The following is a 20,437-nucleotide window of genomic DNA, read 5'->3' on the forward strand; positions in this document are numbered from 1 at the left end:
CCGCCGGCCATCGCTTTTACGGTTCCCGCAGGAGTTGTACCCATGGCGATCGAGAACGCCGAAGCTTCGACCGCACTGATCACCAACGACATCGTCGTATTCGGCCTGATCGCAGCGACCCTTGGCCTGATCTTCTGGCTGGCCAGCGGCCCCACCCCGTTCTGGAAGAAGTTCTTCGCCTGGGTGCCGGCGCTGCTGCTGTGCTACTTCGTGCCCGCGCTCTACAACACATTCGGCCTGATCGACGGCACCCAGGGCGTGGTCTACAACCCGATCGGCAGCCGCGTGCTGCTGCCGGTGGCCCTGGTCCTGCTGACCATGACCATCGACCTCAAGGGCGTGCTGAAGCTGGGGCCGAGGCTGCTGTTCGTGTTCTGCGCCGGCACCTTCGGCCTGTTCCTGGGTGCGATCGTGTCCTTCCAGCTGTTCCAGTGGTTCTGGCCGGACGTGGTGGCCGGGGACGTGTGGAAGGGCATGGCGGCGCTGGCCGGCAGCTGGATCGGCGGCGGCGCCAACATGGTGGCGATCCGCGAGGTCTACGAGGTCGATGCCACCCTGTTCGGCCAGTTCGCCGTGGTCGACGTGGCCATCGCCAACAGCTGGATGGCCGTGCTGCTGTTCCTGGCAGGGCGCGCGGCCGCCATCGATGCGCGCAGCGGTGCCGACACCCGCGCGATCGACGAGATGAAGACGCGGCTGGAGGCCTACGAGGCGGCCAACGCGCGCATCCCGACCCTCACCGACCTGATGGTGATCCTGGGCATCGGTTTCGGCATCGTCGGCGCTGCCCATGCCGCGGCCACGCCGATCGCTGCCTGGTTCGGCGCCCACGTCGCCAACGCCAGCCAGTACAGCCTGGACTCGTCCTTCGTCTGGGTGGTGCTGCTGGCCACCTTCGCCGGCCTGGGCCTGAGCTTCACCCCGGTGCGTCGCCTGGAGAACGCGGGCATGGCCAAGGTCGGCAGCGCCTGCCTGTACTTCCTGATCGCCAGCATCGGCATGCAGATGGACTTCGTGAAGCTGTTCGACCGGCTGGAGCTGCTGGCGCTGGGCGTGGTGTGGATGGGCGTGCACATCCTGGTGCTGTGGGGCGCGGCGAAGATGGTGCGCGCGCCGCTGTTCTATTTCGCCATCGGTTCGCAGGGCAACATCGGCGCCGCGGCCTCGGCGCCGGTGGTCGCCGCAGCCTTCCACCCGACGCTGGCGCCGGTCGGCGTGCTGCTGGGTACGGTGGGTTATGCCACGGGCACGATGATCGCCTACTGGCTGGGGCAGATCCTGCGGGTGATGGCGGGGCAGTGAATCGCCCTCCGGATGCATGCGGGAAGGCGAAGCCAAGGCTTCGCCTTTTCTTTTGAGCCCTCTATCCCTGGGGGAGGAGTTGGGGGTCTGGGTAGGGTGCCAAGCCAGCTCTTTGCAGGAGCAAGGAAGAAGTAACTCGCCGTAGCCGCGCAGCGGCGGGGGCGAAACAGGTTTTGATCTTGGCTTTGCCTTGCTTTGCCTTGCTCTGCCTTCTGCCCTGGTCTGCTCCCTCGTTCTTGATTGGAGCTGGAGCCAAGGGCAAAAGCAGGCTCCTGCGGAGCCCCGAAGCAAAAGCTTTCGCCAGCCGCTTCGCGGCTTGGGCGAGTCACTTTTCTTTGCTTGTGCAAAGAAGCGCTCTTCAGCAGCCGAATGGCTGATCAAAGTAACCAAAAGAAAGCACAGCCCGAACCGCTCGCCCGACCGGCTGCGCCGGTCGGTAACCTGCGCTTCTCGCACCGGCGGGGGACGGCCCGCAAACTCGCTTCGCTCAGACATGCGGGCCTCTACGCCCCCGCCGGCACTCCGATGCTCGGCTCGCTATAACGGGCGGGGAAAGCAACGGTAAAGGCAACAGCCCCAGCAACAGCCCCAGCAACGGCAGGTCTGGGTCGGTAGGCAATCCTTCGCCAGCAAAAAAGAAAGGCGAAGCCTGGGCTTCGCCTTTCCGGGTACTGCTGATTGCGCGACCCTCAGCAGCAGCGGAATCCGCTGCGGCCTCCGAAGCGGGCTTCCTGCCGCTCGCGGAAGAAGGTCTTGTAGTCCATCGGTTCCCTGTCCGGATGCTTCTCCAGCATGTGCCGGACATAGTTGTCGTAGTCCGGGACCCCGCAGCACAGCCGCGCGGTCTGGACCAGCCTCCGCCACACACGCTTGTGCGTGGCGTAGTGGGCGACGGGAACGAGCTGGGTGCCCATGGCGGTCTCCTCAGAGCCAGGCGTTGCGCTGTTCGGGAGTCAGCTCCACGAACGGCGTCTCGCGGTCGGTGCGGGCCGGGGTCGCGCGGGCCTTGCGGATGGCACCGATGGAGTAGAACAGCACGCTCACCACCACGCCCATGAACAGCACGGTCAGCGCGGCATTGACGTAGTTGTTGATCATCACCTGCTGCATGGCATCGAAGTCCTTCGACGGCGGCAGCAGCTGGCCGGAGGCGATGGCATCGCGGTAGCGGTTGGCCTGGGCCAGGAAGCCCACGCCCGGATCCTTGGAGAACAGCTTGATCCAGCCCGCGCTCAGGGTGCAGGCCAGCAGCCAGATGGTGGGCAGGATCGGCACCCAGGCGTAGCGGTCCTTCTTCATCTTGAACAGGACCACCGTGCACAGCAGCAGGGCGATGCCGGCCAGCATCTGGTTGGCGATGCCGAACAGCGGCCACAGCATGTTGATGCCGCCCAGCGGATCGGTCACGCCCTGGTAGAGGAAGTACCCCCACAGCGCCACGCAGCCGGCGGTGGCGATGACATTGGGAACCCAGGCATCGGTGCGGCGCATGGCCGGGATGAAGTTGCCGAGCAGGTCCTGGAGCATGAAGCGGCCGGAACGGGTGCCCGCATCCACCGCGGTGAGGATGAACAGCGCCTCGAACAGGATCGCGAAGTGGTACCAGAACGCCATCATGCCGTCGCCCGGCAGGGCGGCGTGCAGGATCTGGGCGATGCCCACGGCCAGGGTGGGTGCGCCACCGGCGCGCGACAGGATCGAGGGCTCGCCGACCTCGACCGCGGTCTGCTGCAGCACTTCAGGCGTGATGACGAAGCCCCAGCTGGACACGGTCTGGGCCACGCTGGCCGCATCGGTGCCGATCACCGCCGCCGGGCTGTTCATGGCGAAGTACACGCCCGGGTCGATGATCGAGGCGGCGACCAGGGCCATGATCGCGACGAAGGATTCCATCAGCATGCCGCCGTAGCCCAGGTAGGGGGCGTGGCGCTCGTTGGCCATCAGCTTGGGCGTGGTGCCGGAGCTGATCAGGGCGTGGAAGCCGGAGACCGCGCCGCAGGCGATGGTGATGAACAGGAACGGGAACATCGAGCCCTTCCACACCGGGCCGGTGCCATCGGTGAACTGGGTCAGGGCCGGCATGCGCAGGTCGGGCATGACCACCACGATGCCGATGGCCAGGGCGATGATGGTGCCGATCTTGAGGAAGGTCGACAGGTAGTCGCGGGGGGCCAGCAGCAGCCACACCGGCAGCACCGCGGCGACGAAGCCGTAGCCGATCAGCATCCAGGTGATCTGGGTGCCGGTGAAGGTGAAGGCCGGACCCCACACCGGGTCGGCGGCGACCTTGCCGCCGAACCAGATCGCGGCCAGCAGCAGGACCAGGCCGACGACCGAGATCTCGCCGATCCTGCCGGGCCGGATATAGCGCATGTACACGCCCATCAGGATGGCGATGGGCATGGTCGCGATCACGGTGAACATGCCCCAGGGACTTTCGGCCAGGGCTTTCACCACGATCATCGCCAGCACGGCCAGGATGATGATCATGATCAGGAAGGCGCCGAACAGGGCGATGGTGCCGGGCACCTGGCCCATCTCCTCGCGCACCAGGTCACCCAGCGAGCGCGCGTCGCGGCGGCTGGAGATCACCAGGACCATGAAGTCCTGCACCGCGCCGGCGAGGACCACGCCCACCACCAGCCACAGCAGGCCGGGGAGATAGCCCATCTGCGCGGCCAGGACCGGGCCCACCAGCGGGCCGGCGCCGGCGATGGCGGCGAAGTGGTGGCCGAACAGCACGTGCTTGTTGGTCGGCACGTAGTCCAGGCCGTCGTTGTTGAGCACCGCCGGGGTGGCGCGGTTGGCGTCCAGCCCCAGCACCTTGTCGGCGATGAACAGGGCGTAGTAGCGGTAGGCGACCAGGTACAGGGACACCGCCGCGACCACGATCCAGAGCGCGTTGATGTGTTCGCCGCGGCGCAGCGCGACCGTGCCCAGGCAGAACGCGCCGAGCAGCGCAAGCGCTGCCCACGCGACCTTCGAGAATGCCTTCATGAGTTGTCTCCGACGAGGGTACGACTAGGGTCGTCCTGCATGCCGGGCGGGTCAATCAGTGTTCAGCCCCAGACGCTGCGACTTTGGTATTACCCGGCTGCCGGAGCATTCCACCGCATATGTTGTCGCGGCGTGTTCACAGCCAGCCGGAGCGCTTGAACAGCCGGTACAGCACCAGGCACACCACGCCCACGCCCAGCGCCAGCGCCGGGTAGGCCCAGCGCGGGGCCAGCTCGGGCATGTGTGCGAAGTTCATTCCGTACCAGCTGGTGACCAGGGTCGGCGCGGCCAGCAACGCGGCCCAGGCGCCGAGGCGCTTGACCGTCTCGCCCTGGGCCAGCGTGACCAGCGACAGGTTCACGCTCAGCGCGGTGCCGAGCATGTCGCGCAGGCTGTCGATGGCATCGTTGATCCGCACCACGTGGTCGTGCACGTCGCGCAGGTACAGGCGCACGTCCTCCGGCACCAGCTGGCCCTGCGCGGCCTGGCTGCGCACCAGCTGCTGCAGCACGTCCTGCAGCGGCGAGACCGAGCCGCGCATGTTGGCGAGGTCGCGCTTGAGGTCGTACAGCCGGACCACGATGGCGCGGCGGTAGGTGTCGGAGAAGATGTCGCGCTCCAGCGCCTGCAGGGTGTCGCGGTGGGCGTCCACGATCGGCGCGTAGTTGTCGACGATGAAGTCGAGCACGCCGTACAGGGCCATCGCCGGTCCGGGGCGCAGCAGCTCCGGCTCGCGCTCCAGCCGCTGCCGCACCGGTGCGTAGGACAGCGAGGCGCCGTGGCGCACGGTCACCAGGAAGCGGCGGCCGAGGAAGGCGTGGGTCTCGCCGTAGGCGATCCGGCTGCCGTCCATCTGGGTCGTGTGCGCGGCCAGGAAGAGCGTGTCGCCATAGGCCTCGACCTTGGGCCGCTGGTGCGCCTTGCCCGCGTCCTCCACCGCCAGCGGGTGCAGGCCGAGTGCGTCCTGCAGCCGCAGCAGGATCTCGCGCGCCGGTTCGTACAGGCCGATCCAGGCAAAGCCAGGCGCGTCCCCGGCGATGCAGGAGCCCAGCTCCTCCAGCGACATGTCGTGGCGGCGGCCGTCGCCGTCATACCAGGCGGAGGCGACGACGCAGGTGGGCAGGGGTGTAGGCGTGATCATCCGCCGCATCCTGCGTGCTGCAGGCGCGGCGGGCAAGCCGGGTTCAGCGGCGCCGGCCGAGGGCCAGGGCCAGGGCCAGCGCCAGGTGCAGCGGTAACAGCAGGGCCACCCAGGGCTGGTTGAACTGCGGCTGCAGGCTCAGCCATTGCAGCAGCCAGCCGACGCCGCCCAGCGCAGCGACGATCCACAGCAGCGGGCGGAACAGGCGTCCGGGCTGGCGACCGCGCAGCAGGGCGAAGGCGCCGGGCAGGAGCAGCAGGCACAGTGGGTCGAGCAGGGACAGGTTGCGGTTGGCCCAGGCGGCCTCGTGCGCGGTGCCCAGCCACAGGAAGGCCAGCAGCGAACCGGCGATGCCACACAGCAGCCACAGCGGCGTGGCGAGAGCGGCGATCACGCGCGGGCGCTGGCGCAGGGCCAGGATCGCGGCGGCACCGGCCAGGCCGGCCAGCAGCCACGGCCAGGTGCGGCGCGGACGCTCTTCCGGTTCGGGATCGACCAGGTGCGGCAGCACCTCGTGCTCGGACTGCACCAGCGGGCGGCCGGCGGCGTTGCGTGCCTCGCGCAGGCTGTCGGCCAGGCGCATCGGCACGAAGGCCTCCTCCCAGCGCGACAGCGGGCGGTCAGCGTACGGACCCAGGCCCGCGTCGAAGCCCAGCCATATCCACGGCGCCGGCCGCGCCAGGCGCACGGCCTCGCTGCGGTAAGTGTTGCCGCGCGAGCGCCCGGACAGCTGGGTGCGCAGCGCGCCGCCGAGGGCCTCGTCCAGCGCGTCGCGGACCTTGGTCGCGCAGTTGGCGGTGAAGTAGTCGTAGCGGTAGCGCGCGTTCTCCGGCCGCGCCTGCTCGGCCAGGGCCGCGGCCAGGGCGCTGGCCTGGGCCGGCTCGATGTCCAGCCACTGCAGGGTCACCCCGCGGCCGGACTCGCGGTACTGCTGCAGGTCCAGCTCCAGCGGCAGGGCGACCAGCATGTACATCATCTCGCCGCGCACGAAGCGGCCGACGAAGTCCGGCTCGCCCGGATCGAAGTAGCCGAAGTTGTAGGAAGTGGCCTCGCCGGTTTCCGGGTCGACCACGACGATGGCGTCGTGGCCGAAGCGCTCGAAGAACACCTCGCCCGGCTCCATGGTCAGCACGCCGATCCGCGGCGCGGCCACGGCCAGCGGGGCCAGCAACGCGAGCAGGCCGGCCAGCAGCAGGGCCGCCCAGGCCTTGGCCCGCATCAGTCCTCTTCCACCGTGGCCGCCAGCACGCCGACCTGGAACGCGCGCACCCGGCGCGCGTCGGCACGGATCACGCGGAAGGCGAAGCGGTCCAGGGTCAGTTCCTCGCCGACCTCGGGCAGGTGGCCGATGGCCTCGGTCACCAGGCCGCCGATGGTGTCGTACTCGTCGTCGGAGAAGCCGGCGCCGAAGCGCTGGTTGAAGTCGCCGATCGGGGTCAGCGCGTCGACGATGTACTGGCCGTCGGCCTGCACCGCGATCAGCGCGCTGTCGTCGGCGGCCTCGTCGTGCTCGTCGTCGATCTGGCCGACGATCTGCTCCAGCACGTCCTCGATGGTGACCAGGCCGGCGACCCCGCCGTACTCGTCGACCACGATGGCCATGTGGTTGCGCGAGAGCCGGAACTCCTTGAGCAGGACGTTGAGCTTCTTGGACTCGGGGATCAGCACCGCCGGCCGCAGCAGGGGATTGATCTCGCACGGGCCCTTGCTGGTGGCCACGCCGCGCAGCAGGTCCTTGGCCAGCAGGATGCCGAGGATCTCGTCGCGGTCCTCACCATGCACCGGGAAGCGCGAGTGGCCGGACTCGACCACCTGGACGATCAGTTCGGAGAAGGGGGATTCGGCCGAGAGCGAGACCATCTGCGAGCGCGAAACCATGACGTCGCCCACGGTCAGTTCGGAGACCGAGAGCGCGCCTTCCATCATGCGCAGGGTGTCGGCGTCGATCAGCCCGTTGCCATGGGCGTCGCGCAGGAGCGCGACGAGGTCCTCGCGGGTGTCGGGTTCGCCGGAAAAGGCCGCGCTGATGCGCTCGAGCCAGTTGCGTCGCCGCTCGTGCGGCTCGTTGGCGTGGTGGCTACTACTGTCGTCTTCTGACATCTGGGGGGTGGGAACAGCGCCCGGATGGAGGGGCGTTGGCCGCAGTCTAGCGTGGAAGGGCGACCCCGGGCGAGGCGCCGGCCGCCGTTCCCGGCTCTTCCGGCTCGTCCGGTTCCAGCGGATCGCGGCTGTAGCTGCAGCCGGCCAGGGTCTTGCCGGGGTGGGAATCCACGTTGGAGACGCTGACCACGGCCGACTCGATCCAGCCACCCTGGCCGTCCCCGCCGGGGACCTCCTCGGCCCGCACCTCCAGCCCGAACAGGGCCTTCTGCGGGGTGTCGATCCCGGCTTCGAGCCCCAGCTCGCGGGCCAGCGGGCGCGGGTCGGGCAGGTCGAGCACGGCCAGGATGGCGTCGCCGGCGAAGGCGATGTGGTCGCTCTGGTGGCCGAACACGGTCACCGGGGTGTTGAGCCGGTACTCGACCATGAAGGGATTGGCCTGCGGCTGCGGACGCCAGCCCAGCGAGACCGCGGCCAGCGGGTCCATCTGCAGCGGCAGCAGGGCGATGAAGCCCTGGTATGAGCCGCGGCATTCAAGCAGTGCGGCCAGGTCCGGCGCTTCGGTCGTCGTCTCCTGGGCGATCGCGGCGGGAATCGCGGCGGCCAGGGCCAGGGCCAGGGCGAGGGCGGGCAGGGCGCGACGGGCCACCGGCGTCAGTCCCCGCGCTCGGCCGCGTACGGGTCCGGCAGGCCGAGCCCGGCCAGGATCTCGCGTTCGAGCTGCTCCATGGCCTCGGCCTCCTTGTCGTCCTCGTGGTCCCAGCCCAGCAGGTGCAGGGTGCCGTGGACGGTCAGGTGGGCGTAGTGCGCGGCCAGGGGCTTGCCCTGTTCGGCGGCCTCGCGGGCCACCACCGGGGCGCAGATCACCAGGTCGCCCAGCAGCGGGAACTTGATCCCCTTGGGCAGGCCCTCCGGCATCTCGGCCGGGAAGCTGAGCACGTTGGTCGCGTAGTCCTTGCCGCGGTAATGGCGGTTGAGGGCCTGGCCCTCGGGAGCGTCGACGATGCGGATGGCGAGGTCGGCCTCGCGGATGCGTCCGGCCAGCGCGGCGGCCACCCACTTGCGGAAGCTCTGCGCGGCGGGCACGCCGGCGCGCGGCACCGCATAGCTCACCGCGACATCGAGACGGACGGGACCCTTGGTCATGGCATTGGATCGGGCGATACGTGGGCGTGCAGTATCGCGCGCCCACGCCTCCGCCGCGACCCGCGCGCCCGTGCCCGGCCTGTTACTGGCCCTGTTCGTCGCGCGCGTTGTCCCGGTCGCGGCGGTCGTAGGCGTTGACGATGCGCGCGACCAGCGGGTGGCGGACCACGTCGCGGCCCTCGAAGAAGGTGAAGCTGACGCCTTCCACGCCGCGCAGCACTTCGATCGCATCCTTCAGCCCCGACTTGACGTGCTTGGGCAGGTCGATCTGGGTCATGTCGCCGGTCACCACCGCGGTGGAGCCGAAGCCCAGTCGGGTCAGGAACATCTTCATCTGCTCGATGGTGGTGTTCTGCGCTTCGTCCAGGATCACGAAGGCGTCGTTGAGGGTGCGGCCGCGCATGTAGGCCAGCGGCGCGATCTCGATGACGTTCTTCTCCAGCAGCTTGACCACCTTCTCCACACCCAGCATCTCGTACAGGGCGTCGTACAGCGGGCGCAGGTAGGGATCGACCTTCTGGGTCAGGTCGCCGGGCAGGAAGCCGAGCTTCTCGCCGGCCTCCACCGCCGGGCGCACCAGCACCAGGCGCTGTACCCGCGATTCGTTGAGCGCGTCCACCGCCATGGCCACGGCCAGGAAGGTCTTGCCGGTGCCGGCCGGGCCGATGCCGAAATTGATGTCGTGGGTGGCGATCGAATGCAGGTAGCGGGCCTGGTTGGCGCCGCGGCCACGGATGGTGCCGCGGCGCACCTTCACCGACACTTCCTGCGGCTGGTAGCCGGCCTCGTCGACCTGGTCGACGTTGGCGTCGTTGAGGCGCAGGTGGATGGCGTGGCTGTCGAAGGTCGTGTCGCCGGCCTCGGCGTACAGCGCCTGCAGCAGGTGCTCGGCGCGCGAGGCGGCACCGGCCTCGCCTGTCACGCGGAAGATGTTGCCGCGGTTGGCGATGGCTACGCCCAGGCGCAGCTCGATCTGGCGCAGGTGCTGGTCGAACGGGCCGGCCAGGTTGGCGAGCCGCTCGGTGTCGGCGGGTTCGAGGGTGAAGTCGCGCTGGGTCTGGGTCATCGGCGGCGCGCTGCCTGCGCGCGTGGCGCGGGGGCGCCATTGTTTCGGGGCCGAAAGGTTAGCGCGGGGCAGGCGGTGGAACCAGTGAAAACGCCGCCATGGCGGCCGCCAGTGAGCCCCTCTCCTGCCGGGAGAGGGGCCACCTGCCTCAGGCCAGCACGAGCTCGCCGCGCAGCGAGTTGGTCAGTGCCGCGGTGATGCGCACGTCCACGAACTGGCCGACCAGTCGCGGGTTGCCGGGGAAGTTCACCGAGCGCATGTTCTCGGTCTTGCCGGTCAGTTCGGCCGGGTTCTTCTTCGACGGGCCCTCGACCAGCACGGTCTGCACGCTGCCGACCATGGCCTCGGAGATGCGCGCGGCGTTGGCGTTGATCGTGGCCTGCAGGCGCGACAGGCGGGCGTGCTTGGCCTCGTCGCCGACGTCGTCCGGCAGGTCCGCGGCCGGGGTGCCGGGACGGCGCGAGTAGATGAAGGAGAAGCTCTGGTCGAAGCCCACGTCCTCGATCAGCTTCATGGTCTTCTCGAAGTCGGCGTCGGTCTCGCCGGGGAAGCCGACGATGAAGTCCGAGGAGATCGAGATGTCCGGGCGCACCGCGCGCAGCTTGCGGATCTTCTGCTTGAACTCGAGCGTGGTGTAGCCGCGCTTCATCGCGCCGAGGATGCGGTCGCTGCCGGACTGCACCGGCAGGTGCAGGTAGTTGGCCAGCTGCGGCACGTCGCGGTAGGCCTCGACCAGCGAGTCGGAGAACTCCAGCGGGTGCGAGGTGGTGAAGCGGATGCGGCCGATGCCCTCGATCTGGGCGATGGTGCGGATCAGCAGGCCGAGGTCCGCGACCTCCTCCGTGCCTTCGCCCATCGGCCCGCGATAGGCGTTGACGTTCTGGCCCAGCAGGTTGATCTCGCGCACGCCCTGGGCGGCCAGCTGGGCGACCTCGACCAGCACGTCCTCGAACGGGCGGCTGACCTCGGTGCCGCGGGTGTAGGGCACCACGCAGAACGAGCAGTACTTGGAGCAGCCTTCCATGATCGAGACGAAGGCGCTGGGGCCTTCGGCGCGCGGCTCGGGCAGGCGGTCGAACTTCTCGATCTCCGGGAAGGAGATGTCCACCTGCGGGCGCTGCTGCTCGCGGCGGGCGCGGATCAGCTCCGGCAGGCGGTGCAGGGTCTGCGGGCCGAACACCAGGTCCACGTAGGGCGCGCGCTTGACGATCGCCTCGCCCTCCTGGGAGGCGACGCAGCCGCCGACGCCGATGATCACCTCGCGGCCGCCTTCCTTCAGCGCCTTCCAGCGGCCGAGCTGGCTGAACACCTTCTCCTGGGCCTTCTCGCGGATCGAGCAGGTGTTGACCAGGACGACGTCGGCCTCCTCCGGGTTGTCGGTCAGCTCCAGGCCCTCGTGCTCGGCGAGCACGTCGGCCATGCGGGCCGAGTCGTACTCGTTCATCTGGCAACCGTGGGTCTTGATGTAGAGCTTGCCGCGGGCCCCGCCGGGAATGGCGCGCGGAGCGGCGCCCGGCAGCGGGACCAGGGAGGGGGCGGGGGTGGTGGCGGGCGCGATGGCGGCGTCCGGAACGAGGTCCGGAGAAGCGTTCATCCCGGTCATGGCGGTTAATCCAGGCGGGCAGGGGGGCGGCATTGTAGCCGCGGCGGGGCCGGGGCGCCCCCCTCCGGGCCCGCATTCCCCGACTTGGCAAGCCGGCGTCCAGCCCGGATACTCCGCCCCATGGGGACCTTGGGGAAGGCAGCCGTCCTGCTGCTGCTCGCGCTGGCCGCGGTTCCGGCAAGCGCAGGCACCGTGTACCGGTGCGTAGGCAGCGACGGCATATCCAGCTACGTGACCAAGCGGATGCCCGGTGCGCAGTGCACCGTGGCAAGCCACTTCACGCCCGATCGCCGGACCCCGCGCGCGGCCGCCAGGCCGGCGCCGGCGCCGGTGGCCGCCACCCCGGTTTCCGCGGCCGCCGCCGGCGGAGCCACGGGCGAACCGGTCATGGTGCCGGCGGTCGCGACCACCCCGGCGCCTGCGCCCGCCAAGGCGTCCACGGGCACGCCGGTCCGGCGCCAGGTCAGCGGCCAGGTCTATTCCTATATGAAGGACGGCGTGCGCCACTTCACCAGCCGGCCCCCGGGGCGCGGCTCCGGTGCCAGCTCGGTGCGCACCGTGGCGTACTCCTTCATGGAGACCTGCTACGCCTGCGGCGTGCAGCCCGGGGTGAGCTTCGCCACAGTGCGCCTCAACACCGACGCCTACCGCGACGAGATCGCCGCGGCGGCGCGCGAGTTCGGGGTCGAGGAGGCGGTGGTGCGGGCGGTGATCCATGCCGAATCCGCGTTCAACCCCTCGGCGCTGTCGCATGCCGGTGCCCAGGGCCTGATGCAGCTGATGCCCGCCACCGCGCGCCGGTTCGGGGTCAGCGACAGCTACGACGCCCAGCAGAACATCCGCGGCGGCACCCGGTACCTGGCCTGGCTGCTGAAGCGCTTCAACGGCGACCTGACCCTGGCCGCGGCCGGGTACAACGCCGGCGAGGGCGCCGTGGACCGCTACAACGGGGTGCCGCCCTACAGCGAGACCCAGCGCTACGTGCAGCGCGTCGGCGTGCTCGCCGAGCGCTACCGCGGCGTCCTGGCCTCGCGCTGAGGCCGCCATGGAACACTGCCACGATGGGTCCGGTAACGGGAAAACGCGCGCGACTGGCCGGCATTGTCGGGTCGTTAAGCGTTCCGTTACACTTCCTCGTCTTTTGCGGCCGTCCGCGGTCGCGGGCAGCCAACGCTACCAGCTGAAGATTTTCGGAGTGCCGGATGGCCAACGATGAGGTCCAAGCGCCCGTGAACACGGGCCGACGCCGGTTCCTGACCGCCACCACCGCCGTGGTGGGGGCCGTGGGGGCCGGTTTCGCAGCAGTACCGTTCATCAAGTCGTGGAATCCCAGCGCCCGGGCGAAGCTCGCCGGTGCCCCGGTGACCGCCGATATCAGTGCCCTGCAGGAAGGCCAGCGCCTGATCCTGGAGTGGCGCGGCCAACCGATCTGGATCGTCAAGCGTTCCAGGGCCGTGCTCGAGGCGCTGCCGGCGCTCGACGGCCGCCTGCGCGATCCCAAGTCGGACAACGCGGACCAGCAGCCGGAGTACGTGCGCCAGGCCAACCCCGAGCTGCGCTCGCTCAAGCCGGAGATCTCCGTGCTGGTCGGCCTCTGCACCCACCTCGGCTGCTCGCCGGAGATGGCCGCGGAGATCAAGCCCGAGCCATACGACCCGGAGTGGAAGGGCGGCTACTTCTGCCCCTGCCACAAGTCGCGCTTCGACATGGCCGGCCGCGTGTTCCAGGGCGTGCCCGCCCCGACCAACCTGGTCGTGCCGCCGCACTACTACGCCGACGACAACACCATCGTCATCGGCGTCGATCCTCAGGGGGCATAAGCCATGGCCAACATCTTCAACCGCGCCGCCACCGGCGTGATGGACTGGGTCAACGCGCGCGCGCCGGCCCTGGCGCCGATGTACCGGAAGCACATGTCCGAGTACTACGCGCCGAAGAACTTCAACATCTGGTACATCTTCGGCGTGCTGTCGATGGTGGTGCTGGTCAACCAGATCGTGACCGGCATCTTCCTGACGATGCACTTCAAGACCAGCGCGGCGGAAGCCTTCGCGTCGGTCGAGTACATCATGCGCGACGTGGAGTGGGGCTGGCTGATCCGGTACATGCACAGCACCGGCGCCTCGCTGTTCTTCATCGTCGTCTACCTGCACATGTTCCGCGGCCTGATGTACGGCTCGTACCAGAAGCCGCGCGAGCTGGTGTGGATCCTCGGCATGCTGATCTACCTGGTGCTGATGGCCGAGGCCTTCATGGGCTACGTGCTGCCGTGGGGCCAGATGTCGTTCTGGGGCGCCAAGGTGATCATCTCGCTGTTCGGCGCGATCCCCGTGATCGGCAACGGCCTGACCGAGTGGATCATGGGCGACTACCTGCCCTCCGACGCCACCCTCAACCGCTTCTTCGCCCTGCACGTGATCGCGCTGCCGCTGGTGCTGCTGCTGCTGGTCGTGCTGCACCTGGGCGCGCTGCACGAGGTCGGGTCCAACAACCCCGACGGCGTGGAGATCAAGAAGGGCCCGAAGGGCAACCGCTGGTCGCCGACCGGCCCGGCCGACGGCGTGCCGTTCCACCCGTACTACACGGTGAAGGACAGCTTCTACGTGTGCGCGATGCTGGTCATCGCCGCCTTCATCATCTTCTTCGCCCCGGCGTTCGGCGGCTGGTTCCTCGAGCACGACAACTTCACCGAGGCCAACAAGCTGGTCACCCCGGAGCACATCAAGCCGGTGTGGTACTACACGCCCTTCTACGCGATGCTGCGCGTGGTGCCCGACAAGCTCGGCGGCGTGCTGGTGATGTTCGGCGCCATCGCGATCCTGTTCGCGGTGCCGTGGCTGGATCGCTCGAAGGTCAAGTCCTACCGCTACCGCGGCCTGCTGTCCTGGGTGCTGCTGCTGGGCTTCGCCATCAGCTTCGTGTGGCTGGGCAAGATCGGCGCCGGCCCGGGTACCGACCCGGTCGAGACCATCGTCGGCCGGTTCCTGACCGCCTACTACTTCCTGTTCTTCCTGACCATGCCGATCTGGACCAAGATCGACAAGACCAAGCCGGTGCCGGAACGGGTGACGACGCATGACTAAGAAGTGGATTGCCCTGCTGACCGCAGCGGCCACCGGGCTCCTGTTCTCCGCCGCCGCATTCGCCGCTTCCGGCGGCGCCGTGCAGCAGGCCGGCAACGACCTGTCGGACCGCGCCTCCCTGCAGCGCGGTGCCGCGCTGTACATGAACTACTGCTCCGGCTGCCATTCGCTCAAGTACCTGCGTTACTCGCGCATGGCGGAAGACCTTGGCCTGACCGAAGAAGAGGTGATGCAGAACCTCAACTTCACCGGCGCCAAGTACGGCGAGCAGATCCACGTCGCGCTGTCCCCGGCCGACGCGGAGAAGTGGTACGGCAAGATGCCGCCGGACCTGAGCCTGATCTCCCGCGTGCGCGGCAGCGACTGGCTGTACACCTACCTCAAGTCGTTCTACCTGGACGAGAGCCGTCCGCTGGGCTGGAACAACAAGCTGTTCCCGAACGTGTCCATGCCCAACCCGCTGTGGGAGCTTCAGGGCCTGCAGCACGCCGAGTTCGGCGAGCCCGACGCGGCCGGCGAGCGCCATCCGGAGCGGCTTGTGGTCACCTCCCCGGGCAAGGTGTCGGCCCAGGAGTTCGACCAGGTCGCGCGCGACATCACCAACTTCCTCGAGTATGCCGGCGAGCCGGCCGCGCTCAAGCGCCAGGCCCTGGGCATCTGGGTGATCCTGTTCCTGGTCGGCCTGACCTTCCTGGCATGGCTGCTCAAGCAGGAATACTGGCGGGACGTGCACTGACGCCCCGGCCGCAAGCCATAGCCGTACAGCCAAGGCCGGGTCTTCCCGGCCTTGCGCTTTTTGGCGCCGCAACGGCACACTCCGGGGATCACCACGATCCGACGGCGAGGGGCCGGCGGCGTTGGTGCGGCCGGCGGAGTCCGGTCGTCGGAGGCCCAGATGGCAGCGAGCGTGCGCATGCGCAATACCCTCACCTTGTTTTCCTCCGTCGATGACGTCCTGTGTCATCGGGTCCGGCTGGTCCTGGCGGCGAAGGGCGTGTCCTACGACCTGGTAGCGGTCGACGCGCAGAACCCGCCTGAAGACCTGATCCATCTCAATCCGTACCACTCCGTCCCCACCCTGGTGGAGCGCGAGCTGGTGCTGTACGCCGCCTCGGTCGTCAGCGAATACCTCGACGAGCGCTACCCGCATCCGCCGCTGATGCCGGTCGATCCGCTGTCCCGCGCGCGCCTGCGCCTGGCGATGCTGCGCATCGAGCACGACTGGGTGCCGCAGGTGCAGGCGATCCAGCTCGGCAACAAGCAGCAGGCCGAGGCCGGGCGCAAGCGCCTGCGCGAGCTGCTGACCGAATCGCTGCCGCTGTTCCGGGCCAGCAAGTTCTTCCTCAACCCGGAAATGAGCCTGGCCGACTGCGCCATGGCCCCGATCATCTGGCGCCTGCCGGCGCTGGACGTGCCGCTGCCGAAGGACGGCAAGGCCATCGAGGACTACGGCAACCGCATCTTCCGCAATCCCGGCTTTGCCCGCAGCCTCACCGAACAGGAACGGAAGCTGCGCGAGCTGCCGGCCTGACCGGCGTCGCGGCGGTCCCCCGCCGCCGCGGTCGCGTAGACTGCCCCCCCATGAGCGAAGACGTACCCCGCATGACCTCCTATCGCCCGTACCTGCTGCGGGCGCTGACCGAGTGGATCAACGACAACGGCATGACCCCGCACATCCTGGTGGATGCATCGGTACCGGGGGTGCAGGTGCCGCCGGGCGCGGTGCGCGAGGGCAGGGTGGTGCTGAACATCGCCGAGCGCGCTGTGGTCGGCCTGCACATCGACAACGCCTGGATCGGGTTCACCGCCCGCTTCGGCGGCGTCAGCCAGCCGGTCAACGTGCCGGTCAACGCGGTGCTTGCGGTGTATGCGCGCGAGACCGGGCAGGGCATGGTCCTGCCGGAGGAAAGCGGGCTGCCGCATGACGGCCACGAGGGCGAGGATGGTCACGACGGCCCGGACGAGACCCCGCCGTCGCCGCCGGAGCCGCCACCGGCCGGCAAGCGCCCGCACCTGCGCGTGGTCAAGTAGGCGTCCGCGCCGCACCCATCGCATCGTCCGCGCCGGCCCCGTGCCGGCGCGTCCTTCTCCGGGGGCGGGATTCAGTCGTCCGAATGCAGGTCGCGGCCGCGTGGCGGCAGCGGGATGACCTGCGCACCGGCCGTGGGGCCGGTGAACGAGACCAGGCGGTCGCCGCGCAGCACCAGGCGGCCTGCGTGGCGGTCGGTGCCGTCATGCGAGTAGTCGAAGCGGAAGGTGCGCTCAAGTCCCAGCCAGCCGTCCTCGCGGCGGTACACGCGCATGCCGGTGGCGTGCACGCTCTGGTCGAGCCACTGCACCCCGGCGGCGTGGCAGGCATTGCGGCCGAGGACTTCGGCGCGCTCGGCGGCCGCGCGGGCCGAGTTCCAGAGCCCGAACACGACGGCGGCGGCGATCATCAGCAGGATCAGTTGCATGCGCGGACTCTAGCCCAGCGCCGCCGCACGCGCACCGCCTATCCGCCGTTGTCGGGTGGTGTCGCCTGCTTCATGGCGGAAGCGGGCTGCGCGCCGGTGGGCGGCATCGGCGCGGGTGCCGGCGACGTGCCCGACCACAGCCCATCCAGTTCCGCCTGGCTGCGCAGCCGACGTCCCCCCATCTTTGAGTAGCAGGTCGATTTGGAGTCCAATCCCCAACGAGACGGAGATTGGACGTGAAGAAGCGCTTTTCCGAAGAGCAGATCATCGGCTTCCTGCGTGAAGCCGAAGCTGGCCTACCGGTCAAGGAGCTGTGCCGCAGGCACGGCTTTAGCGAGGCCTCCTACTACCTGTGGCGCAGCAAGTTTGGCGGCATGAGCGTGCCAGAGGCCAAGCGGCTCAAGGAGCTGGAGTCCGAGAACACGCGGTTGAAGAAGCTGCTGGCCGAGCAGCTGTTCGAGAACGACGTCATCAAGGATGCTCTGCGAAAAAAGTGGTGACCGCACCGGCGCGCAGGACGCTGGTGCGGCATCTGGTGGATCGGGGACTGAGTGAGCGACGGGCGCTGGCGATGGTGCGGATGAGCGCCAGCGCGCTGCGCTACGTCCCGCGTCCGGATGGCAACGTCGAGCTGCGCGAGCGGATCCTGGCGCTGGCGCAGCGACACAAGCGCTATGGCGTCGGGATGATCTATCTGAAGCTGCGGCAGGAGCAGTGGCCGGTGAACTACAAGCGGGTGGAACGGCTGTATCAGGAGGCCAGGTTGCAGGTGCGCCGGCGCAAGCGGAAGAAGGTGTTGCTGGGCGAGCGCCAACCGTTGCTGCGGCCGGAAGCGGCCAACCAGGTCTGGTCGATGGACTTCGTGTTCGACCGCACCGCCGAGGGGCGTGTGCTCAAGGCGTTGACCATCGTCGACGATGCCACGCACGAGGCGGTGGCGATCGAGGTGGAGCGGGCCATCTCCGGCCACGGCGTGGCCCGGGTGCTGGATCGGCTGGCGCTGACCCGCGGCCTGCCGCAGGTGATCCGTACCGACAACGGCAAGGAGTTCTGCGGCAAGACGATGGTGGCGTGGGCCCACGAGCGCGGTGTGCAGTTGCGCCTGATCCAGCCAGGCAAGCCGAACCAGAACGCCTACATCGAGAGCTTCAACGGCCGCCTACGGGACGAATGCCTCAACGAGCACTGGTTCCCGACGCTGCTGCACGCCCGCACCGAGATCGAAACCTGGCGCCGGGAGTACAACGAGGAACGACCGAAGAAGACCTTGGGCGGTCTGACGCCGGCCGCTTATGCCGAACAGTTGGCGGCCAAAGCCGCTACGATGAAACCCGGACTCTAAAGAGCCCCGCTACTGAAAGCGGGGGGACGTCGCAGCTTCAGCAGCACCGCCCAGTCGCGGCGGTTGAAGTTGCAGGCCTCCGGGCGCAGCGGACCGCAGGCATTGGCCAGCATGTCCTCGTACTCGCCCTGGCTCATCGTGATGCCTTCCGGGACGCTGGCGAGGCCGCGCTCAAGGCGGCCGGTGCGGTCCAGCGGCAGCATGCGCATCACCACCGAATTGAGCACGTTGCCGCCGATCGAGTACAGCGTGCGGTCGCCGCCGGGATTGGCCGCGACCACCACCTCGCAATGGGACTGCGTCGGCAGCGGGCCGGTGCCGGCCAGCCCCGCGCGCAGGCCGGCGGCGCCGCGGCCGGAGTCGTTGCCGCGCAGGAAGCACAGCAGGTCGCCGGGTGCGGGCTTTTCCGCGAACGGATCGGCGTAGCGGTAAGGACTGCGCGCCGGGTCGCGGTAGGCGTGGGCGATGTAGTCCATGTGCCGCGGCGAGGCGGCGAAGTTCGGTACGCCGGCGCGCAGCGCCACCCAGGAGATGAAGGCCGCCGACCACGGGTGGTCGAGCAGGAAGGCGCGGCAGTCGCTGTCGTAGTAGCGGTCACCCGGCGTGAGCATGCAGCTGGAGGCGCCGGGCATCGCGCCCATCTGGCCGAGGGTGCCGCTCTCGCGCCAGTAGCGCGCGACCTGCTGCCAGGTCGGGGTCACGCCGTCCTCGAGCCGGGTGCGGTCGCCTTCGGACAGGGCCAGGGCAATCACCCGTCCCTCGTTGTCGATGAAGGGGCGGTACCACTGCCGGTACTCGCGGCAGGCGACCTGGACCAGGGAGGCTGCGGTGCGTTCGACGCCGTAGCGCGGTGGCAGTTCGCAGGCCTCGACCGCGGCCAGGGCGCGGGCCGGGGCCAGGAACAGGGCGGCGAGGGACAGCAGGATCAGGAGATGGGGGCGCATGCGGACTCCTTTCGCATGCGACCGAGGTTAGCTAATGGCGGTTGGCATGGCGTGAGCGCCGCGCCGGGTTCAGGCCGGCGGCGGGCCGAGCTTGAGCGACAGGTCGACCGCGCGCACGTGCTTGGTCAGCGCGCCGATGGAGATGAAGTCCACGCCGTCCTCGGCGATCGCGCGCAGGCCTTCGAGGCCGACGCTGCCGGAGACCTCCAGCGGGATGCGGCCGTCGAACGGCGCGCCGCGGGCGATGCGCACCGCCTCGCGCCGGGTTTCCGCATCGAAGTCGTCGACCAGGATGCGGGTGCACCCGGCCGAGAGCGCCTCGCGCAGCTCGTCCAGGGTCTCGACCTCGACGATCAGCGGCAGGTCGGGGCGTGCCGCGCGCGCGGCCTGGATCGCGGCGGTGACCGAGCCGGCCACGCGCACGTGGTTCTCCTTGAGCATCACCGCGTCGTACAGGCCGATGCGGTGGTTGGCGCCGCCGCCGGCACGGATCGCGTACTTCTGCGCGTGGCGCAGGCCCGGCAGGGTCTTGCGGGTATCGAGGATGGTGGCGCCGGTGCCGCGCACGGCCTCGACGTAGCGCGCGGTCACCGTGGCGGTGCCACTGAGGGTCTGCATGAAGTTGAGCGAGGTCCGCTCGGCGCTGACCAGCGCCCGGGTGCGGCCGTGCAGCACGGCAAGCACGGTGCCGGCTGCCACGTACTGGCCCTCGGCCACGCCCCATTCGATCCGCACCTGCGGGTCCAGGGCGCGGTGGGTGGCGTCGAACCAGGGACGCCCGGCGACGACCGCGTCCTCCTTGCACAGCAGGCAGGCGGTTTCGGGCTGGTCCGGGAGCAGTGCGGCGGTGGCGTCGCCATCGCCCAGATCCTCGAGCAGGGCGCGGCGGACGTCGTCCAGGACCACCGCCTCTGGCGGCGGAAGCAGGCCATCCGGAGGGCTCATGCCGGCGGGAAGTCGGCCACCTGGGCCGTGGCCAGGGCTTCCTCGACCAGCAGCACCGGGATCCCGTCGTCGACCCGGTAGACCTGGCGGCGGTCGCGGGTGACCAGGGCCTCGCGCAGGGGCTCGCGCTGCGGCGTGCCGTCGGCGCGGCTTACCTGGCCGGCGGCGATGGCGCGGTTGAGCGCCTCCAGTCCGCGCGACTCCAGCAGGGCCAGCGGCTGGCGGGTGTCGGGCGAGCACAGAAGGTCGAGCAGCTTGCGGTCCATGGCATTCGGTCGGGGAGCGGAGATGGCTAGAATACGGCCTTGCCAC

The 20,437-nt window shown here is 69.3% G+C and carries 21 protein-coding genes; 8 read left to right on the plus strand and 13 right to left on the minus strand.

Annotated elements, in window-relative coordinates; translation table 11 throughout:
• Positions 1–42 precede the first annotated feature (42 nt).
• A complete protein-coding gene (locus PSESU_RS04055) occupies positions 43–1,302 on the plus strand; it encodes a DUF819 domain-containing protein (RefSeq protein ID WP_013534501.1) in 1,260 nt (419 codons plus the stop codon).
• Between the two features lie 689 nt (positions 1,303–1,991).
• Here the strand turns inward: PSESU_RS04055 and PSESU_RS04060 are convergent.
• The 9 genes from PSESU_RS04060 to miaB form a co-directional block, all read right to left on the minus strand.
• A complete protein-coding gene (locus PSESU_RS04060) occupies positions 1,992–2,216 on the minus strand; it encodes a YbdD/YjiX family protein (protein WP_013534502.1) in 225 nt (74 codons plus the stop codon).
• Positions 2,217–2,226: 10 nt separating this feature from the next.
• The gene (locus PSESU_RS04065; RefSeq protein WP_013534503.1) at positions 2,227–4,299 is read right to left on the minus strand and encodes a carbon starvation CstA family protein; all 2,073 of its coding nucleotides are present in this window, start codon (positions 4,297–4,299) and stop codon (positions 2,227–2,229) included.
• Positions 4,300–4,435: 136 nt separating this feature from the next.
• A complete protein-coding gene (locus PSESU_RS04070; RefSeq protein ID WP_013534504.1) occupies positions 4,436–5,440 on the minus strand; it encodes a magnesium and cobalt transport protein CorA in 1,005 nt (334 codons plus the stop codon).
• Positions 5,441–5,483: 43 nt separating this feature from the next.
• Positions 5,484–6,659: a DUF4105 domain-containing protein gene (locus PSESU_RS04075; protein ID WP_013534505.1), complete on the minus strand. Its 1,176-nt coding sequence runs from the start codon at positions 6,657–6,659 to the stop codon at positions 5,484–5,486.
• Entirely contained in the window at positions 6,659–7,540 is an 882-nt protein-coding gene (locus PSESU_RS04080) for an HlyC/CorC family transporter (RefSeq protein ID WP_013534506.1), read from the minus strand. The genes PSESU_RS04075 and PSESU_RS04080 overlap by 1 nt, the downstream gene beginning before the upstream one ends.
• A 46-nt stretch (positions 7,541–7,586) precedes the next feature.
• A complete protein-coding gene (locus PSESU_RS04085) occupies positions 7,587–8,189 on the minus strand; it encodes a hypothetical protein (protein WP_013534507.1) in 603 nt (200 codons plus the stop codon).
• A gap of 5 nt (positions 8,190–8,194) precedes the next feature.
• Complete coding sequence (gene ybeY / locus PSESU_RS04090) at positions 8,195–8,686, minus strand: rRNA maturation RNase YbeY (RefSeq protein ID WP_013534508.1); 492 nt, start codon at positions 8,684–8,686, stop codon at positions 8,195–8,197.
• Between the two features lie 82 nt (positions 8,687–8,768).
• Complete coding sequence (locus tag PSESU_RS04095) at positions 8,769–9,752, minus strand: PhoH family protein (protein ID WP_013534509.1); 984 nt, start codon at positions 9,750–9,752, stop codon at positions 8,769–8,771.
• A 148-nt stretch (positions 9,753–9,900) separates the two neighbouring features.
• Complete coding sequence (miaB, locus tag PSESU_RS04100) at positions 9,901–11,346, minus strand: tRNA (N6-isopentenyl adenosine(37)-C2)-methylthiotransferase MiaB (protein ID WP_155942713.1); 1,446 nt, start codon at positions 11,344–11,346, stop codon at positions 9,901–9,903.
• 129 nt (positions 11,347–11,475) lie between these two features.
• Here miaB and PSESU_RS04105 point away from each other — a divergent pair, with 129 nt between their 5' ends.
• From PSESU_RS04105 to PSESU_RS04130, 6 genes are all read left to right on the plus strand, one after another.
• On the plus strand, positions 11,476–12,393 hold the full coding sequence (locus PSESU_RS04105) for a lytic transglycosylase domain-containing protein (protein WP_013534511.1): 918 nt from the start codon (positions 11,476–11,478) through the stop codon (positions 12,391–12,393).
• A 164-nt stretch (positions 12,394–12,557) separates the two neighbouring features.
• On the plus strand, positions 12,558–13,175 hold the full coding sequence (gene petA / locus PSESU_RS04110; protein ID WP_013534512.1) for a ubiquinol-cytochrome c reductase iron-sulfur subunit: 618 nt from the start codon (positions 12,558–12,560) through the stop codon (positions 13,173–13,175).
• Positions 13,176–13,178: 3 nt separating this feature from the next.
• On the plus strand, positions 13,179–14,438 hold the full coding sequence (locus PSESU_RS04115; protein ID WP_013534513.1) for a cytochrome b: 1,260 nt from the start codon (positions 13,179–13,181) through the stop codon (positions 14,436–14,438).
• On the plus strand, positions 14,431–15,174 hold the full coding sequence (locus PSESU_RS04120) for a cytochrome c1 (RefSeq protein ID WP_013534514.1): 744 nt from the start codon (positions 14,431–14,433) through the stop codon (positions 15,172–15,174). Before PSESU_RS04115 ends, PSESU_RS04120 begins: the two co-directional genes overlap by 8 nt.
• A gap of 159 nt (positions 15,175–15,333) precedes the next feature.
• Complete coding sequence (locus PSESU_RS04125) at positions 15,334–15,969, plus strand: glutathione S-transferase N-terminal domain-containing protein (protein ID WP_013534515.1); 636 nt, start codon at positions 15,334–15,336, stop codon at positions 15,967–15,969.
• 50 nt (positions 15,970–16,019) lie between these two features.
• Complete coding sequence (locus PSESU_RS04130) at positions 16,020–16,469, plus strand: ClpXP protease specificity-enhancing factor (RefSeq protein ID WP_013534516.1); 450 nt, start codon at positions 16,020–16,022, stop codon at positions 16,467–16,469.
• Positions 16,470–16,540: 71 nt separating this feature from the next.
• Here the strand turns inward: PSESU_RS04130 and PSESU_RS04135 are convergent, their stop codons facing one another.
• Complete coding sequence (locus tag PSESU_RS04135; protein ID WP_013534517.1) at positions 16,541–16,894, minus strand: DUF3301 domain-containing protein; 354 nt, start codon at positions 16,892–16,894, stop codon at positions 16,541–16,543.
• Positions 16,895–17,130: 236 nt separating this feature from the next.
• On the opposite strand from PSESU_RS04135, the gene PSESU_RS04145 reads away from it, so the two are divergent.
• A protein-coding gene (locus tag PSESU_RS04145) for an IS3 family transposase (RefSeq protein ID WP_155942714.1) occupies positions 17,131–18,236 on the plus strand; the annotation gives its coding sequence in 2 pieces (ribosomal slippage) (positions 17,131–17,389 and positions 17,389–18,236; 1,107 coding nt in all).
• On the opposite strand, the gene PSESU_RS04150 is transcribed toward PSESU_RS04145, so the two are convergent.
• The 3 genes from PSESU_RS04150 to PSESU_RS04160 form a co-directional block, all read right to left on the minus strand.
• Complete coding sequence (locus PSESU_RS04150; protein ID WP_013534518.1) at positions 18,233–19,180, minus strand: DUF2272 domain-containing protein; 948 nt, start codon at positions 19,178–19,180, stop codon at positions 18,233–18,235. The genes PSESU_RS04145 and PSESU_RS04150 overlap by 4 nt on opposite strands.
• A gap of 69 nt (positions 19,181–19,249) precedes the next feature.
• Complete coding sequence (gene nadC / locus PSESU_RS04155) at positions 19,250–20,125, minus strand: carboxylating nicotinate-nucleotide diphosphorylase (protein ID WP_013534519.1); 876 nt, start codon at positions 20,123–20,125, stop codon at positions 19,250–19,252.
• Positions 20,122–20,391 (minus strand): Trm112 family protein, encoded by a 270-nt coding sequence (locus PSESU_RS04160; RefSeq protein ID WP_013534520.1) that lies wholly within the window; start codon positions 20,389–20,391, stop codon positions 20,122–20,124. Before PSESU_RS04160 ends, nadC begins: the two co-directional genes overlap by 4 nt.
• Positions 20,392–20,437 lie beyond the last annotated feature (46 nt).

The organism is Pseudoxanthomonas suwonensis 11-1, from assembly GCF_000185965.1.
GTDB lineage: Bacteria > Pseudomonadota > Gammaproteobacteria > Xanthomonadales > Xanthomonadaceae > Pseudoxanthomonas > Pseudoxanthomonas suwonensis_A.